We start from the raw sequence: 14,873 nt of genomic DNA, 5'->3' as shown, positions 1-14,873 counted from the left end.
CGGGATTCGTGCCGAATGTCGCGTTTCCCCGCGCCAAAGGCGACATTCGTGCCGAATGTGGCGCTCGCTGTTCCGCGCGCGATTCGTACCGAATGTCGCGTTTGGGGGCGCCTAAGGCGACATTCGGCACGAATCGGCGGCCGTTGGGGGCGGGGTCAGGGGAGGCGGGGGGTGCGCGGCGGCTCGGTGCGGCGGTGGCCGGTGGCCTCGAACGCCGTCGCGAGGGCCAGCAGCGCGGCGTCGTCGTACGCGCGGCCCGCGAAGGTCAGGCCGACCGGCATCCCGGTGTCGGCCATCGTCCCCATCGGGACCGTGACGGTCGGGATGCCGAGGTGCCGCGGCACGAGGTTGCCGTTGGCGACCCAGACGCCGTTGCGCCAGCCGAGGTCGGCGGAGGCCGGGTTCACGTCCATGTCCGCTGGCGCGACGTCGGCGACCGCGGGGAAGACGACGGCGTCGACGCCGAGGCCGGCCATCCACTCCTCGAGGTCGACGCGGCGGGTCTCCTCCAGGCCGCGGAGGCCGTCCGCCAGCTCCGGGATGCCCTCCAGCGTCGTGCCGGGATGCTCGCGCACCCAGTCCGGGTACTCGGCGATGTCGTCGTCGAAGCCGGTGTAGCGGTCCGGCAGCGCGCCCTCCGGCTGCGGGAAGATCCGGGCGCCGTCGACGTCGGCCAGCGTGTTCAGCGCGGGGTCGCCGTTGGCGGCGAGGAAGTCGTCCCAGCCCCAGGCCGACAGGTCGATGATCTCGCGGCGCAGGTAGGCGGCCGAGACGAGTCCGCGGGTGGCGATGGTCGGCGCACCCGGCCGGTCGCCCTCGTAGTGGGAGACCACCGGAAAGTCGGTCTCGATCACCTCGGCGCCCGCGGCCTCCAGGTCGCGGCGCGCGGCCTCCCACAGCGCGATCACCGAGTCGCGGGTGCGGATGCGCTGCCCGGTCGGGCCGCCGATGCCGACGTGCTCGCCGGTCCCGGCCTTCTCGTCCGCGTTGATGTACATGCGCGGGACGGCGACGCGGCGGCCGGCCAGGCTCGCGTCCGAGGCCAGCGCGGGATACGACGCGGGCCGCAGCTCGGACGCCGGCGGGATCGGCACCCACGGCTGCGCGCGCCAGAAGTCGCCGCGGGTCTCGGTGTCGTCGGCGACGATGACGTCCAGTACCTCCAGGAGGTCGGCCATCGTGCGCGTGTGCGGCACGACGACGTCCATCGTCGGCACCAGCGGCCAGTTGCCGCGCACCGAGATGACGCCGCGCGACGGGGTGTAGGCGCACAACCCGTTGTTGGAGGCCGGGGCCCGTCCGGACGACCAGGTCTCCTCCCCGAGCCCGAACGCGGCGAAGCTCGCGGCCGTCGCGGTGCCGGAGCCGTTGGACGAGCCGGAGCCGAACGCGGCCGTGAGGAAGTCGCTGTTGTACGGGCTCTCGGCGCGGCCGTAGACGCCGCGCTGCATCCCGCCGTTCGCCATCGGCGGCATGTTGGTGAGGCCGAGCAGGATCGCCCCGCCGGCGCGCAGCCGCTCGATCGTGAAGGCGTCGCGCTGGGCGACCAGGTGCTCGAACGCGGGGGAGCCGGCCGCGGCGGTGAGACCGCGGGCGAGGTAACTGTCCTTGGCGGTGTACGGGATGCCGTCCAGCGGGCCGAGCGTCTCGCCGCGGGCACGGCGCTCGTCGGCGGCACGGGCCTCCTCGCGGGCGTCGGGGTTGCGGACGATGACGGCGTTGAGGCGCGGGCCGGCCGCGTCGTAGGCGTCGATGCGGGCGAGGTAGGCGTCGACAAGCTCTGCGCTGGTGGTGGTGCCGGACTCCAGGGCCCGGCGGAGGTCGGCGATGCCGACCTCCACGACGTCGAAGCGGCTCATGCCTGCACCGCCGGCTGCTGCTGCGTGATGCAGTGGATGCCGCCGCCGCGGGCGAAGATCGGGCGCGAGTCCACCATGCTGACCCGGCGGCCCGGGTAGGCGGCCTCCAGGATCGCGGTCGCCTCCGCATCGGCCGCCTCCTCGCCGAATCCGCACGCGATCACGCCGCCGTTGACGACGAGGTGGTTCACGTAGCTCCAGTCCACGAAGCCCTCCTCGTCGCGGATGGTGGCCGGCGCCGGGAGGTCGACGATGTCCCACGCGCGGCCGGCGGCGTCGGTCGTGCCGGCGAGGAAGGCGCGCAGCTCGCGCGACACCTCGAAGTCGGGGTGCTCCGGGTCGCGCTGCGTGTGCAGGAGCAGGCGGCCGGGCGACGGGATGGTCGCGACGATGTCGACGTGGCCGTTGGTGCCGAAGTCGTCGTAGTCGCGGGTGAGGCCGCGGGGGAGCCAGACGGCGTGCGTCGTGCCGATCGTGCTGGCGAGCTCGGCCTCCACCCGCGCCTTGTCGGCGTACTTGTTGCGGCGCGGGTCGAGCTGCACGGTCTCGGTGAGCAGCACGGTGCCGTCGCCATCGACGTGGATGCCGCCGCCCTCGTTCACGAGCACCGAGCTGACCAGCTCCGCACCGGTGCGCTCGGCGACGAAGCGGGCGATCTCCGCCGACTTGCGCCACTCGGACCAGGCGGGGTCGCCCCAGCCGTTGAAGGTCCAGTCGACGGCGCCGAGCACGCCGGGGCGCTCGTCGTCCACCACGAAGGTCGGGCCGAAGTCGCGCATCCAGAACTCGTCGAGCGGCGCCTCCACCTGCTCGATGTGCGAGCCGAGCATCCGGGCGGCGCGCTCGCGCTCGGAGGGGTCGATCACCATGGTGACCGGCTCGAACTCGGCGACCGCGTGGGCGACGGCGGTCCAGGCGGCGTAGGCCTCCTCGGCGGACGCGGCGTCCTCGCCGAGGGTGATGCCGGCGCGCGGGAAGGCCATCCAGGTGCGCTCGTGCGGTGCGGTCTCGGCGGGCATGCGCCAGGTCATGTGAACCTCCGGGCTCTATTGATCGGATGATCAATAGATACCTATACTGGACCCACGATGTCAAGAGCAGCCCGCAAACCGCCCGCCGAGCGCCGCGCAGAACTGGCCGCCTCCGCCCGCGCCCTGGCCCTGGACGAGGGCCTCGCCGCGGTGACGTTGCGCGCCGTCGCCGCCCGCGCCGGGGTGACCCCCGCGCTGGTCGCGCACTACCACGAGTCGATGGACGGCCTGGTGGCCGAGACCTTCACGAGCATCGTCGGAGCGGAGATCGCGGAGCTGCGGGCGCTGCTCGCCGCCGCCCCGTCGCCGGCCGACGGGCTCGCTCTGCTGCTGCGCACGCTCCTCGACGGCACCCGCGACGACGTCACGGTCGTGTGGGTGGAGGCCTGGGCGCTGGGCCGCCGCAACGCCGTGCTGGGCGCGGCGGTGCGCGACCAGATGGACGCCTGGAGCGACGTCATCGAGGGTGTCATCGTGGACGGGGTCGCGGTGGGGTCCTTCCGCGTGGACGACCCGCGGGCGGTCGCCTGGCAGTTGCTCGGCATGCTCGACGGGCTCAACGCGCAAGCGCTGGTCCGCTGGGGAGGCGCGGCCGACCGGGGGTCGCTGCTCGCGCACGCGGTGGAAGGGATGCTGGGGGTGGAGCGCGGGGTGTTGGTGGGGTGACCGTTTGCATGTACGGTGATTTGCCGTACACTTGGAGCATGCCCACGAAAGACCGACGAATCGAAGTGCGCGTGACCAGCGTGCAGCGCGAGCTGATCGAGCGCGCCGCGGTCCTCGAGGGGCGCACCGTCTCCGATTTCACCGCCACCACGCTCACCACGCGTGCGGAAGAGGTGATCCGTCACGAGCGCGAACTGCGCGTCGAGGAGGAGACCTTCGCGGCGTTCGCAGCGGCACTCGACGCACCGGCCCAGAACGTCGAAGGGCTCGCCGAGCTGTTCCGTCGCCGTTCGGTGTTCATCGACTGACGCGGCATGGCTCAGTACCACCGGCCTCGTCCCATCAAAGCGGGGGACATCGCCTCTGAGTTCGACTGCGGCGTCGAGGTCCTCGACCGTTGGCTGAAGGGGTGGGCGCGCCACAACGAGGCCGCCGGAGGCTCGCGCAGCTACGTCTCCGTCACCGACGACACGAGCCATGTCGCGGGCTACTACTGCCTCTCGGCGAGTTCGATCGCGCGAGCGGACGCGCCGGGCGCACTGTCGCGGAAGATGCCCGATCCGATCCCGGTCGCCCTGCTCGGCCGGCTCGCGGTCGATCGAAGGCACGCCGGCGTAGGCCTCGGCTCGTCGCTGCTGCAGGACGCCGTGCTGCGCGCGATCCAGGCATCCGAGACGCTCGGCATCCGCGCCCTGGTGGTGGACGCCATCGACGATGCGGTCATATCGTTCTACGAGCGGTTCGGATTCCGTCGATTCCCGGGCACGCGGCGCATTCTGTATCTGAAGATCTCGGACGCGCTGAAGACCGCCGCCGACCTCAGCTGACCGACGCCGTCAGCTGACCCACGCCGTCAACTCCGCCAAGAACTCCTCCGGCTTCTCGATGTGGGGCGAGTGGCCGCAGTCCTCGAACACCACCTCCCTGGTCACCCCGCCCTCGGCCTGGTAGCTCTCCAACACTGCGCGGATCTGCTTCAGCATCGGCTGCGGGGGCGCGACCTCCTCGCCGGGCCAGCCGGGGATGACGCCCGCCGCACCGAGCTGGTTGAGGTCGAAGAAGGAGGCGTCGTTGACGATCGCGTCGAGGGCGCCGTGGATCCAGAGGATCGGCGGCTTGACCGGGAGGTCGATGATGTCGGTGGTGTCGAAGTAGGTCGGCGCCATCGTGTTGAGGACGCCGTTCGGGCCGGGGGCGAAGCCCGGCCACTCGTCGGTGGCGGTCGCGTCGCCCGGGTAGTTGTCGACGCCGGTGGCCGTCGTGAGCATGGAGTGCACCCAGAGGTCCTCGTACTCGGTGGTGAAGCCCGGCGCCACGTAGGCCGAGCGGTAGACGGCGCGCGGTGAGGTCGGCGACTCCTCGCCCGTGTCGCCGGCGGCGAGCCGCTCCACGAAGTCCGGGTTCGCTCCGCCGCCGCCCGTGCCCGAGGCGTGGGCGTTGAGGAGGCTGCCGTCGAGCGCGGTGCCGCCGAAGCCGTACGGGGAGACCGTGGACACCAGCGTGAGGCTGCGCACCAGGTCGGGGCGGTCGAGCAGCAGCTGCATCACCACGCCGCCGCCCATGCTCCAGCCGACCAGGTGCACCGGGCCGCTGTCCAGCTCGTCGAGGACGGCGGCGACGTCCTCCGAGAAGTCGCCGACCCCACGGGTGGCGTCGACGGGGAGCGTCTCGCTGTCCCCGAAGCCGCGCAGGTCGATCGCGAGCGCGCGCGTGCCCTCGGGAAGCGACAGCATCAGCGGCTGCCAGAACAGCGACGACGAGACGTTGCCGTGCACGAACACGATCGTCCGGGTGGCGTCGGCGGCCACCGTCGGGTCGGTCGTGCGCGCCAGGACGTTGGCGGTGTAGCGAGAGGTCGGGATGCTGCGGGCGACAATGCCCGGGAGCAGGGTTCCGGTCACTTAGATCTCCTTCGGGTGAGGGTGGGGTGAAGCGCGGAGTGGTAGTGCGGGTGAGCGGGGTACGCGCCGGGCAGGTGCGGGGTGAGCTGCCGCACGCCGGCCTCCGTCATCACGATCGTGTAGTGGTTCACGTCGTCGGCCTCGAACGCCTCGAACCACGGCAGCCGGCCGCGCCACTCGGCGGGCTCCTCCGGCAGGTACAGCGGGTCGGTGTTCAGGAGGCCGCGCGGCGCACGCACGAAGGCGATCGGCAGGGTCAGCCCGGCGAGGGCCTCCTCGTAGCCGCCGCTGCCGTCCATCTCGGTCGCGTTGACCGACATGGCCTCCTCGGACACGCTCGACCGCAGCTCGGGCGGCGTGCCGACCAGGTCGTAGAGCGCGTACGCCTCGACCGCGTCGTTCCACCACGGGCCGAGCGCGGGATGCCGGCGCCAGAACGCGAGGTAGTCGTCCTCGCTCGCGAACGTCATCCGCAACCGGTCGCGCGCTGGGCCGAGGTCGGCGCTGCGGGTCACCGGGAGGCCGCCGTCGATCAGCACCAGCCGCTCGACCCGGTCGGGGTGGCGCTCCGCGAGCCACACCGCGACGAACGCGCCCATCGAGTGACCGGCGACCACGGCGCGCTCGACGCCGAGGCCGTCGAGCATCCGGGCGACGTCGTCGGCGTGGCCGGCCATCCCGTACGGCCCGGGGAGCGCGCCGCTGCCGCCGCGGCCGCGCAGGTCGGGCGCGATCAGCCGCACGCCGGGCAGCGCCGCAGCGACCATGCCCCACGAGAGGTGGTTGGCGGTGATCCCGTGGATGCCGACCAGCGGCATCCCGCCCGCGTCGGCGTGCCACTGGCCGCCCGCGAGCTCGCCGCCGTCCACCGGGACGCGGAACGGCGTCGCCGGAGTGAAGGCCGTCATTTCGCGCTCCAGCCGCCGTCGATCGTGTAGCTCGCGCCGGTGACCATCCGCGAGCCCTCCCCGGCCAGCCAGAGGGCGAGCCCGGCGACCTCCTCCGGCTCCACCAGGCTCTTGATCGCGGGCTCGGTGAGCATGATCTTCTCCACCACGTCGTCCTCCGGGATGCCGTGCAGCCGGGCCTGGTCGGCGATCTGCTTCTCGATCAGCGGCGTGCGGACGTAGCTCGGCTCGATGCAGTTGGAGGTCACGCCGTGCTCGGCACCCTCCAGCGCCGTCACCTTGGAGAGGCCCTCCAGGCCGTGCTTGGCGGCGACGTACGCCGACTTGAACTCGGACGCGCGCAGGCCGTGCACGCTGGAGATGTTGATGACGCGGCCGAAGCCCCGCTCGTACATCCCGGGCAGCGCGGCGCGGATGAGGAGGAACGGCGCCTCCAGCATGACCCGCAGGATGAGGGCGAAGCTCTCCGGCTCGAACTCGGGGATCGGGCGGACGTGCTGGAGGCCGGCGTTGTTGACGAGGATGTCGGTGTCGAGCCGGAGGTCGCCGAGTGCCGCGGTGTCGGAGAGGTCGACCTCCCACGCCTCACCGCCCAGGCGTTCGGCTGTCGCGCGGGCGGCGTCCCCGTTCACGTCCGCGATGGTGACGTGCGCGCCCGCGGCGGCGAACGCCTCCGCGCACGCCAGGCCGATGCCGCTCGCGCCTCCGGTGATGAGCGCCCTGCGCCCCGAGAGGTCCGCCACAATCGCTTCCTTCCCCGGGCGCGCCCCGCCCACACCGGCACCCTACCCGCGGCCCGCAGCCCCGCGGAAGGAGTCCTCGCCGAGGGGCACGTAAACGCCCCTACCCGCGGGTCTTAGGGGCGTTTACGTGCCCTTCGGCGGGCGGTGGGACGGCGTCAGCTCGCGATGAAGGAGGTGACGTCGGTGCCGTCGGAGAGGATCGGCGAGATCATCCCGAAGACGTTGCCCTCCGGGTCGCGCAGGTAGGCGACGCGGCCGATCGAGGGCATGTCGTCGGGAGGCAGCGCCTCCGTGCCGCCGAGGTCGAGCCCGCGCCGGTAGAGCTCGTCGACGTTGCCGTCGATCCCGACCACGATGTTCGCGCCGGAGATCGGTGCGTCCAGGGCGGGCGCAGGGCCCATGCGCTGGGTGAGGCCGCCGTTGATCCCGTTGCCGGCAGCGCCCATGGCGATCGCCCCCTCGCCGGTGTCGATCGCCCAATACGGCATCTCGCCGAACCGGGTGAAGGTCCAGCCGAGCAGGCCGGTGTAGTAGTCCATCAGGCGCTGCGGCTCGACGGCATGGATTTCGAAATGGACGACGAGATTGGACATGGTGGGCCTCCCGGGCGTGAGCCTAGACCCCGTTGCGGGGTGTCGGGAACGGAGGAGATCCGACCGCCGGGATGCCGGAAAAGCAGCGAACGGAGGAGATCTCGGCCGGGTGGGGGCGGATCTCCTCCGTTCGCGGCGTGTGGGAGGGGGCGGGAGGGTGGGAGCGGGGTTAGGCCAGGGGGGCGGGGGCTGGGGAGGTGACCGCGGTGCGGACGAGGCGGCCGTCGGCCGGCGTGACCGCGTGGGTGGGGCCGGTCAGCGCGATGCGGGTCTCGGTCTCGCGCTCGGCGCACGACGGGCCCACCCAGAGCTCGACGTCGCCCGGCTCCACGATGCGGATGCCGTCGCGGCCGGTGAACGCCAGGCGCGCGGTCGGCACCTGGAAGGTCACCTCGGCCTCCTCGCCCGGCTCCAGGGACACCCGGGCGTAGCCGAGGAGCTGTGCGACCGGGCGCGTGACGCTCGCGAACACGTCGCGGGCGTAGAGCTGCACCAGGTCGGCGCCCGCGCGCTCGCCGCTGTTGCGGACCGTCACGCGCACCTCGAACTCGCCTCCGGCGGCCACGACCGCGTCGGCCTCCAGGCCGGTGCGCTCGAAGGTCGTGTAGGTGAGCCCGTGACCGAACGGGAGGACCGGCGTGCTGTCGGCGCTCGTCACGTCCGAGGGCCCGCCGAGCAGCGGGTGCAGGTACGAGAACGGCTGCGCGCCGGCCGACCGCGGCAGCGAGACCGGGAGGTGGCCGCTGGGGGCGACGCGGCCGGAGAGCACGGCGGCGATGGCGCGGCCGCCCTCCTCGCCGGGGAAGAACGCCTGAAGCACGGCGGCGGGTGCGTCCGGTCCGCTGACGGCCCAGTCGATCGCGTACGGGCGGCCGGAGAGCACGATGACGATGGTCGGCGTCCCCGTCCGGACCACGGCCTCCACCAGCTCGCGCTGCACGCCGGGCAGCTCCAAGCTCTCGACATCATTGCCCTCGCCGACCGTGCCGCGGCCGAACAGGCCCGCGCGGTCGCCGACGACGACCACGGCCACGTCGGCGTCGGCCGCGGCGGACACCGCGGTGACGATGCCGGAGCGGTCGTCGCCCTCCACGTCGCAGCCGCGGGCGTGCACCAGTTCGGCGGCGGGGAACTCCTCGCGCAGCGCCTCCAGCACCGAGGGGAGCTCGAAGCCGAGCGGCACCTCCGGGTGGTGGGCGAGGACGTGGTTGGCGAAGGAGTAGCAGCCCATCAGCGCCTCGGCGGCGTCCGAGTTCGGGCCGACGATCGCGATCCGGGCGGCGGCGCGGTCGCCCTCCAGCGGGAGGGTGCCGTCGTTGGTCAGCAGCACCAGCGACTCCTCGGCCAGCCGCAGCGCGAGCGCGCGGTGCTCGGGGGAGTCGAGGTCGACGGAGGCCGGCGGCTCCTCGAAGGTCTCGTCCAGCAGGCCGAGCTCCTCCTTCTGCGCGAGCAGGCGCAGCACGGCGCGGTCGACCAGCGCCTCGTCGGTGAGTCCGGCGCGGACGCGCTCGGCCAGCGGCGCGAGGAACGCGTCGCCGGTCGGCAGCTCGACGTCGATGCCGGCGGCGAGGGCCAGCTCGGCCGCCTCGCCGCGGTCGGCCGCGACGCGGTGCATGGTGTGCAGGAATGCCACGGCGAAGTAGTCGGCGACGACCGTTCCGTCGAAGCCCCACTCGTCACGGAGCACACCGGTGAGGTACTCGGGGTTCGCCGCGACGGGCACGCCGTCGATCTCGGCGTAGGAGTTCATCACCGAGCGCACGCCGCCGTCGCGGACGGCCATCTCGAACGGAGGCAGCAGCACATCCCGGATCTCGCGCGTCCCGGCGTGCACCGGCGCGTGGTTGCGGCCGGCCTGCGACGCCGAGTAGCCGACGAAGTGCTTGAGCGTGGCGTGCACGCCGGACGACTGGAGGCCACGCACGTAGGCGGTGCCGATCGTCCCGACCACGTACGGGTCCTCGGCGATGCACTCGTCCACCCGGCCCCAGCGCGGGTCGCGGATGACGTCCAGCACCGGCGCGAGGCCCTGGTGGATGCCGAGCTCGCGCATCGAGGCGCCGATCGCGGCTCCCATCTCCTCCACCAGCTCCGGGTCGAAGGCGGCGCCCCAGGCGAGCGGGGTCGGGAAGGTCGCAGCCTTCCACGCCGCCAGCCCGGTCAGGCACTCCTCGTGCACGAGCGCGGGGATGCCGAGGCGGGTCTGCTCGCGCAGCCTGCGCTGCTCCGACCACAGCCAGGAGGCGCGCTCCACGGGGTCGACGGGGCGCGTGCCGTAGACGCGGGTGAGGTGGCCGATGCCCTGCGCGGTGGCGTCGTCGTAGCTCTGGCCGGTGGTCATCTCCCCGTCGAGCGGGGCGACGTTGTCATCGCCCTTGTCGACCCAGTAGCCGACGATCTGCGCGAGCTTCTCGTCGAGGGTCATCCGGGCGTGCAGGTCGCGCACGCGTTCGGAGACGGTGGGGAGGGTGTCAGTCGTTGTCATGCTTCTTTCCTGCATACGAGTCGTACGGGAACGTGTCGGGAACACGAGCGGGAGCCGGGTTCAGCCCTTGACGGCGCCGGTGAGTCCGCCGACGATGCGGCGCTCGAACAGGCTGAAGAAGATCAGCGCGGGGATCATCGACAGCGAGGTGAAGGCCAGCACCTTGGAGGTGTCCGTCGCGTACTGCGACGAGAACGCCTGGACGCCGAGCGGCAGCGTGAAGGTCGCCTGATCGTTGAGGATGAACAGCGGCAGCAGGTAGCTGTTCCAGCTGGCGATGAAGGCGAGGATGCCGACCGTGATCACGCCGGGGAGCGAGAGCCGCAGCACCATCCGGAAGAAGAAGCCGATCCGGCTGCAGCCGTCGATGAACGCGGCCTCCTGGATCTCGTCCGGGATCGCCCGCAGGAACGGCACGAGGATGATGATGGTCGTCGGAAGCGCGAACGCGATCTGCGGGATGATGACGCCCGCGAGCGAGTTCATCAGGCCGAGGTTGCGCACCACGATGTAGAGCGGAGTGATCGCGACGGTGATCGGGAACATCAGGCCGGCGGCGAACAGCGCGTACAGTGCCCCGCTGCCCCGGAAGGTGTACCGGGCGAGCACGTAGCTTGCCGCCAGGCCGAGCCCGACCGCTCCGATCGTCGTGACCAGGGCGGTGACCGTCGAGTTGAGGACCTGGCCCCAGAAGACGCCGCCGGTCAGCACGTCCAGGTAGTTCGCCGGGTTCCACGGGTTCGGGAAGCCCGCCGGGTCGACCGTGATCTGCGAGTTCGTCCGGAAGCCGCCGATGATGATGTACGCGATCGGCACGATCATCAGGGCGATCACGATCAGCGCCACGAAGTAGACGGCAGGCGAGCCCCAGGGGAGGCCCTTGCGCTCGGCGCGGCGCGCGGCGCGGGAGGAGATGGTGAGGGCGGTCATCACGCCGTCCTTTCTTTCGCGGCCGCGTCACGGCGGTCCTTCGTGCGCCCGGGCTTCTTCGCCGTGGTCACGGCGCCCGCGGTGTCGCGGCGGAGGACGAAGCGCTGGTAGATCAGGGCGACGATCAGGGAGATGAGGAAGATCACGACCGCGACGGCGTTGCCGTAGCCGTAGTTGCCGGCGTTGCGGCCGTTCGCGACCATGTAGGTCGCCATCGTGGACGTGCCCGCCGTGGAGGCCACGTACTGGCCCCAGATGATGTACACGAGGTCGAACAGCTGGAGGGCGCCGATGATGGAGAGGAACGCCCAGATCCGCAGCGTCGGAGCGAGCAGCGGCAGGGTGATCCTGCGCTGGATCTGCCAGTACGACGCGCCGTCGAGCGCTGCGGCCTCGTAGAGCTCCTCCGGGATGCCCTGCAGGCCGGCGAGGAAGAGGATGACGGCGAAGCCGACGTACTTCCAGGTCAGGATGCCGATCAGGGTCCAGATGGCGATGTTCGGGTCGGACAGCCAGTCGTGGGCCCAGGAGCCGAGGCCGACGTTGTGCAGGAAGCCGTTGAGCGCGCCGTTGGTGGCGAGCATCAGGCTCCAGCCGGTGCCGACCACGACCTCCGAGATCACGTACGGCACGAAGATCAGCACGCGGATGATCGACTGGCCCTTCATCTTCCGGTTGAGGAGGAGGGCGAGCAGGATGGCGATCGGGCCCTGGACGACGATGGACATCACGACGATGAAGGCGTTGTGCCCGAGCGCCGCCAGGAAGGCCGGGTCGGTGAGGATGACGGCGTAGTTCTGCAGGCCGACGAAGTCGGTGGGAGGGCCGTAGCCCGCCCAGCGGAAGAAGCCGTAGTAGGCCGCCATGATGACCGGGAAGATCACGAAGGCCAGGAAGACGATGACGGCGGGGCCGGCCAGGAGGGCGATCTCGGCACGGAGGCCCCAGCTCGCGCCGCGGCGGCGGCGCGGCTGCGACGGGAGCGACGCGGTGGCGCCGCTCCCGTCGTGCTGCGCGAGATCCGCCGTCGACACGCGATCGGTCGAGGTTGACTCGCGGGTGTTGCTCACGGTGAGGCCTCTCAGCCCTTCTTCGCTGCGTCGTTCGCGGCCTGGATCATGCCCTTGGCGTCGGTCTTGCCGGCGAGCATGTCGACCACGGCCACGTTCAGCGCGTTGCCGATGTTCTGGCCGAGGACGGTGTCGAGCCACTGCGAGACGTACGGAGCCTTGTTGTAGGCGGCGAGGACGTCCTTCAGGTAGGGCTCGGTGACCTCCTTCTGCGCGTCGGTGTTGACCGGCGGCGAGTTGAACGCCTTGTAGTAGGCGATCTGCTGCGGGGTCGACGCGATGAAGTTGAGGAAGTCGGCGCACTGCTTCGGTGCCTTCACCGAGCAGGAGTAGCCGTCGACGCCGCCCATGATCGAGCCGGGCTCACCCTTGCCCGCGCTGGAGAGCTCGGGGAACGGGTAGAAGCCGAGGTCGGGCAGGGGCTTCTGGTCGGGGGTGAGGGAGGCGATCACGCCCGGGTCCCACGCGCCCATGAGCTCCATCGCGGCCTTGTGGTTGGCGACCAGACCGGCGGAGGAGCCGGCGCCCTGCTGGGCGGAGGTGGTCAGGAAGCCGTCGTTGAACGGCTTCTGGCCCGCGAAGTTCTGGAGGTCCTGAGCGGCCTTGGTCCAGCACGAGTCGCTGAAGCTCTTCGAGTCGGCGGTCTTCTCCATCGTGGTGCCGGAGCACTCGCGGAGCGCGAACCAGTAGAACCAGTGCGCGGCGGGCCAGGCGTCCTTGGCGCCGAGGGCGATCGGGGAGACGCCCGTGGCCTTCAGCTTCTGGACGTCGGCGCTGAGGTCGTCGATGGTCTTGGGAGCACCGTCGATCCCTGCCGCCTTGAAGAGGTCCTGGCTGTAGAAGAGTCCGCCGGGGAGGACCGACAGCGGCATGGCGTAGACCTTGTTCTGGTAGGTCTCTGCCTTGAACGACCCGGAGGAGATGACCTTCTTGGTGTCGGAGGAGACCTTGTCGGTCAGGTCCATGAGCTGACCCGCCTGCACCATCGCGGCCATCTTGCCGCCGCCGCGCTGCAGGAAGATGTCAGGCGCGTCACCCGAGTTGAGCGCCGTCTGCAGCTTGCCGTCGAGGTCCTCGTTCTGGATCGACTGCATCTTGATGGTGACGTTCGGGTTGGCCTTCTCGAACGCGGCGATCGCGTCCGTCCAGTACTGCTGGCCTGGGCCCGTGGTGGAGTTCTGCCACAACGTCATGTTGACTTTGCTGCTGCTGTTCGAGCTGTTCGACGTCCCGCTGCACGCGCTCAGCGCGATCGTGCCGGCTGCCAGGACAGCTGCTCCGATGAGGAGCTTCTTGGCTTTCATGTGATTCCAACCTGTTCTCTTCGTTGAGCGGCATCCACGGTTCCGTCGATGCCCGGTGACGTGAGTTCGCTGGGGTGCCGGCCTAGGCGAAGCCTCTCACCTGGGGCCGGATCTCGAACTCGTCGGGTCCGGGAGGCTGACCGGACCACGTCAGTGTCGCAAGGCCCCGGAAGAGGTGTCAAACGTTTTCGAAATCCTTTTCGAAATCCTTTTCGAGATTGCTATGCTGCTCGATCATGGGACGACGTCCAACCATCAACGATGTGGCCGAGGCGGCCGGAGTGTCCGCTGCGACCGTGTCGAAAGCGGTCAACGGCCGCTACGGCGTCGCCTCCCACACCGCCGAGCGCGTGCTCCAGGTCGTGGAAGAGCTCGGCTACGAGTCGAGCCTCGTCGCGTCGAGCATGCGCTCGCGGCAGACCGGCGTGATCGGCGTGCTCGTGGCCGACTTCGAGCCGTTCAGCGCGGAAGTGCTGAAAGGCGTCGGAGCGGCACTTTCCGACTCCCACTACGACCTCCTCGCCTACAGCGGCTCGCGGCACGGCGCCTCGGAGGGCTGGGAGCGTCGCTCGCTCAGCCGGCTGAGCGGCACCCTGATCGACGGCGTCATCATGGTGACCCCGACCGTGGTCAACGTGAACGCGGACGTCCCGATCGTCGCCGTCGACCCGCACACCGGCCGCGCCGACCTCCCGACCGTGGAGTCGGACAGCTTCGGCGGAGCGCGCAGCGCCGTGGACTTCCTCATCGGGCTGGGCCACCGCCGCATCGGGTTCGTCGCCGGCCGCGCGGACCTGCGCTCGTCGGCCGCGCGCGACGCGGGCTACCGGCGCGCGCTCGCGGAGGCCGGCATCCCGTTCGACCCGTCGATCGTCGGCGTCGGCAACTACGAGCAGGAGAGCGCACGGGAGGCGGCCCGGCGCCTGCTCGGCGCGCCCGAGCGGCCCAGCGCGATCTTCGCCGCCAACGACCTGTCTGCGATCGTCGTCATCGAAGTGGCGCACGAGCTCGGCCTGGAGGTGCCGCGCGACCTGTCGGTGGTCGGCTTCGACGACATCCCGGAGGCGTCGCGGTTCTCCACTCCGCTGACGACGATCCGGCAGCCGATGGGCCGGCTCGGCGCGGCGGCCGCGGAGCTGGTGGTCGCGCTGATGGCCGGCGAGGAGCCGGACCCGACGCACATCCGCCTCCCGACTCGCCTCATCCGCCGCGCCAGCACCGCCCCACCCGCCTAAACCTGTCGTCGAGGGGCACGTAAACGCCCCTAAAACGCGGCTTTAGGGGCGTTTACGTGCCGGCCGTAAATAGTTTCCGTCGTACTGCACGAAAGGGCATTACCGGACAGTTTATTATTCCCTGCATGCCCGAAAACGCGAAGCATAA

Annotated in this window: 14 protein-coding genes; 4 read left to right on the top strand and 10 right to left on the bottom strand. The window is 71.0% G+C overall.

Annotation, left to right across the window (positions count from 1 at the left end):
• Window positions 1-155: 155 nt before the first annotated feature.
• The gene (locus ACFRFH_RS03565) at window positions 156-1,859 is read right to left on the bottom strand and encodes an amidase (protein ID WP_382461637.1); all 1,704 of its coding nucleotides are present in this window, start codon (window positions 1,857-1,859) and stop codon (window positions 156-158) included.
• Window positions 1,856-2,890, bottom strand: a complete 1,035-nt coding sequence (locus ACFRFH_RS03560) for an agmatine/peptidylarginine deiminase (protein WP_382461636.1) — start codon at window positions 2,888-2,890, stop codon at window positions 1,856-1,858. Before ACFRFH_RS03560 ends, ACFRFH_RS03565 begins: the two co-directional genes overlap by 4 nt.
• A 57-nt stretch (window positions 2,891-2,947) precedes the next feature.
• Here ACFRFH_RS03560 and ACFRFH_RS03555 point away from each other — a divergent pair, with 57 nt between their 5' ends.
• The 3 genes from ACFRFH_RS03555 to ACFRFH_RS03545 are packed head-to-tail and all read left to right on the top strand — an operon-like array spanning window position 2,948 to window position 4,383.
• Complete coding sequence (locus ACFRFH_RS03555) at window positions 2,948-3,556, top strand: TetR/AcrR family transcriptional regulator (protein WP_382461635.1); 609 nt, start codon at window positions 2,948-2,950, stop codon at window positions 3,554-3,556.
• 38 nt (window positions 3,557-3,594) lie between these two features.
• On the top strand, window positions 3,595-3,864 hold the full coding sequence (locus ACFRFH_RS03550) for a DUF1778 domain-containing protein (RefSeq protein ID WP_382461634.1): 270 nt from the start codon (window positions 3,595-3,597) through the stop codon (window positions 3,862-3,864).
• Between the two features lie 6 nt (window positions 3,865-3,870).
• Entirely contained in the window at window positions 3,871-4,383 is a 513-nt protein-coding gene (locus ACFRFH_RS03545; RefSeq protein ID WP_382461633.1) for a GNAT family N-acetyltransferase, read from the top strand.
• A 9-nt stretch (window positions 4,384-4,392) separates the two neighbouring features.
• On the opposite strand, the gene ACFRFH_RS03540 is transcribed toward ACFRFH_RS03545, so the two are convergent.
• From ACFRFH_RS03540 to ACFRFH_RS03505, 8 genes are all read right to left on the bottom strand, one after another.
• On the bottom strand, window positions 4,393-5,457 hold the full coding sequence (locus tag ACFRFH_RS03540; protein WP_382461632.1) for an alpha/beta fold hydrolase: 1,065 nt from the start codon (window positions 5,455-5,457) through the stop codon (window positions 4,393-4,395).
• Complete coding sequence (locus tag ACFRFH_RS03535; RefSeq protein WP_382461631.1) at window positions 5,454-6,365, bottom strand: alpha/beta hydrolase; 912 nt, start codon at window positions 6,363-6,365, stop codon at window positions 5,454-5,456. Before ACFRFH_RS03535 ends, ACFRFH_RS03540 begins: the two co-directional genes overlap by 4 nt.
• Window positions 6,362-7,108, bottom strand: coding sequence for a 3-hydroxybutyrate dehydrogenase (locus ACFRFH_RS03530; protein WP_382461630.1), 747 nt, complete (start codon window positions 7,106-7,108; stop codon window positions 6,362-6,364). The genes ACFRFH_RS03535 and ACFRFH_RS03530 overlap by 4 nt, the downstream gene beginning before the upstream one ends.
• Before the next feature lie 155 nt (window positions 7,109-7,263).
• Entirely contained in the window at window positions 7,264-7,701 is a 438-nt protein-coding gene (locus tag ACFRFH_RS03525; RefSeq protein WP_382461629.1) for a VOC family protein, read from the bottom strand.
• 169 nt (window positions 7,702-7,870) lie between these two features.
• Window positions 7,871-10,186: a glycoside hydrolase family 3 N-terminal domain-containing protein gene (locus ACFRFH_RS03520; protein ID WP_382461628.1), complete on the bottom strand. Its 2,316-nt coding sequence runs from the start codon at window positions 10,184-10,186 to the stop codon at window positions 7,871-7,873.
• 60 nt (window positions 10,187-10,246) lie between these two features.
• Window positions 10,247-11,116 carry a carbohydrate ABC transporter permease gene (locus ACFRFH_RS03515; protein ID WP_382461627.1) on the bottom strand — a complete coding sequence of 290 codons (870 nt, stop codon included), beginning with the start codon at window positions 11,114-11,116 and terminating at the stop codon, window positions 10,247-10,249.
• Entirely contained in the window at window positions 11,116-12,186 is a 1,071-nt protein-coding gene (locus ACFRFH_RS03510; RefSeq protein WP_382461626.1) for a carbohydrate ABC transporter permease, read from the bottom strand. The genes ACFRFH_RS03515 and ACFRFH_RS03510 overlap by 1 nt, the downstream gene beginning before the upstream one ends.
• Window positions 12,187-12,197: 11 nt before the next feature.
• On the bottom strand, window positions 12,198-13,490 hold the full coding sequence (locus ACFRFH_RS03505) for an ABC transporter substrate-binding protein (protein ID WP_382461625.1): 1,293 nt from the start codon (window positions 13,488-13,490) through the stop codon (window positions 12,198-12,200).
• A 236-nt stretch (window positions 13,491-13,726) separates the two neighbouring features.
• Here ACFRFH_RS03505 and ACFRFH_RS03500 point away from each other — a divergent pair, with 236 nt between their 5' ends.
• Complete coding sequence (locus ACFRFH_RS03500) at window positions 13,727-14,725, top strand: LacI family DNA-binding transcriptional regulator (RefSeq protein WP_382461624.1); 999 nt, start codon at window positions 13,727-13,729, stop codon at window positions 14,723-14,725.
• Window positions 14,726-14,873: the final 148 nt, after the last annotated feature.

This window comes from Leifsonia sp. NPDC056824 (genome assembly GCF_042789575.1).
Taxonomy (GTDB): domain Bacteria; phylum Actinomycetota; class Actinomycetes; order Actinomycetales; family Microbacteriaceae; genus Leifsonia.
The sequence above is the reverse complement of the archived record's forward strand: the minus strand, read 5'-3'. Positions and strand labels throughout refer to the sequence as shown.

What these genes read in the sequence shown, in the direction of transcription:
- ACFRFH_RS03565 (WP_382461637.1), bottom strand. Translation starts at nt 1,859, where the DNA reads ATGAGCCGCTTCGACGTCGTGGAGGTCGGCATCGCCGACCTCCGCCGG.
- ACFRFH_RS03560 (WP_382461636.1), bottom strand. Translation starts at nt 2,890, where the DNA reads ATGACCTGGCGCATGCCCGCCGAGACCGCACCGCACGAGCGCACCTGG.
- ACFRFH_RS03555 (WP_382461635.1), top strand. Translation starts at nt 2,948, where the DNA reads ATGTCAAGAGCAGCCCGCAAACCGCCCGCCGAGCGCCGCGCAGAACTG.
- ACFRFH_RS03550 (WP_382461634.1), top strand. Translation starts at nt 3,595, where the DNA reads ATGCCCACGAAAGACCGACGAATCGAAGTGCGCGTGACCAGCGTGCAG.
- ACFRFH_RS03545 (WP_382461633.1), top strand. Translation starts at nt 3,871, where the DNA reads ATGGCTCAGTACCACCGGCCTCGTCCCATCAAAGCGGGGGACATCGCC.
- ACFRFH_RS03535 (WP_382461631.1), bottom strand. Translation starts at nt 6,365, where the DNA reads ATGACGGCCTTCACTCCGGCGACGCCGTTCCGCGTCCCGGTGGACGGC.
- ACFRFH_RS03525 (WP_382461629.1), bottom strand. Translation starts at nt 7,701, where the DNA reads ATGTCCAATCTCGTCGTCCATTTCGAAATCCATGCCGTCGAGCCGCAG.
- ACFRFH_RS03520 (WP_382461628.1), bottom strand. Translation starts at nt 10,186, where the DNA reads ATGACAACGACTGACACCCTCCCCACCGTCTCCGAACGCGTGCGCGAC.
- ACFRFH_RS03515 (WP_382461627.1), bottom strand. Translation starts at nt 11,116, where the DNA reads ATGACCGCCCTCACCATCTCCTCCCGCGCCGCGCGCCGCGCCGAGCGC.
- ACFRFH_RS03505 (WP_382461625.1), bottom strand. Translation starts at nt 13,490, where the DNA reads ATGAAAGCCAAGAAGCTCCTCATCGGAGCAGCTGTCCTGGCAGCCGGC.
- ACFRFH_RS03500 (WP_382461624.1), top strand. Translation starts at nt 13,727, where the DNA reads ATGGGACGACGTCCAACCATCAACGATGTGGCCGAGGCGGCCGGAGTG.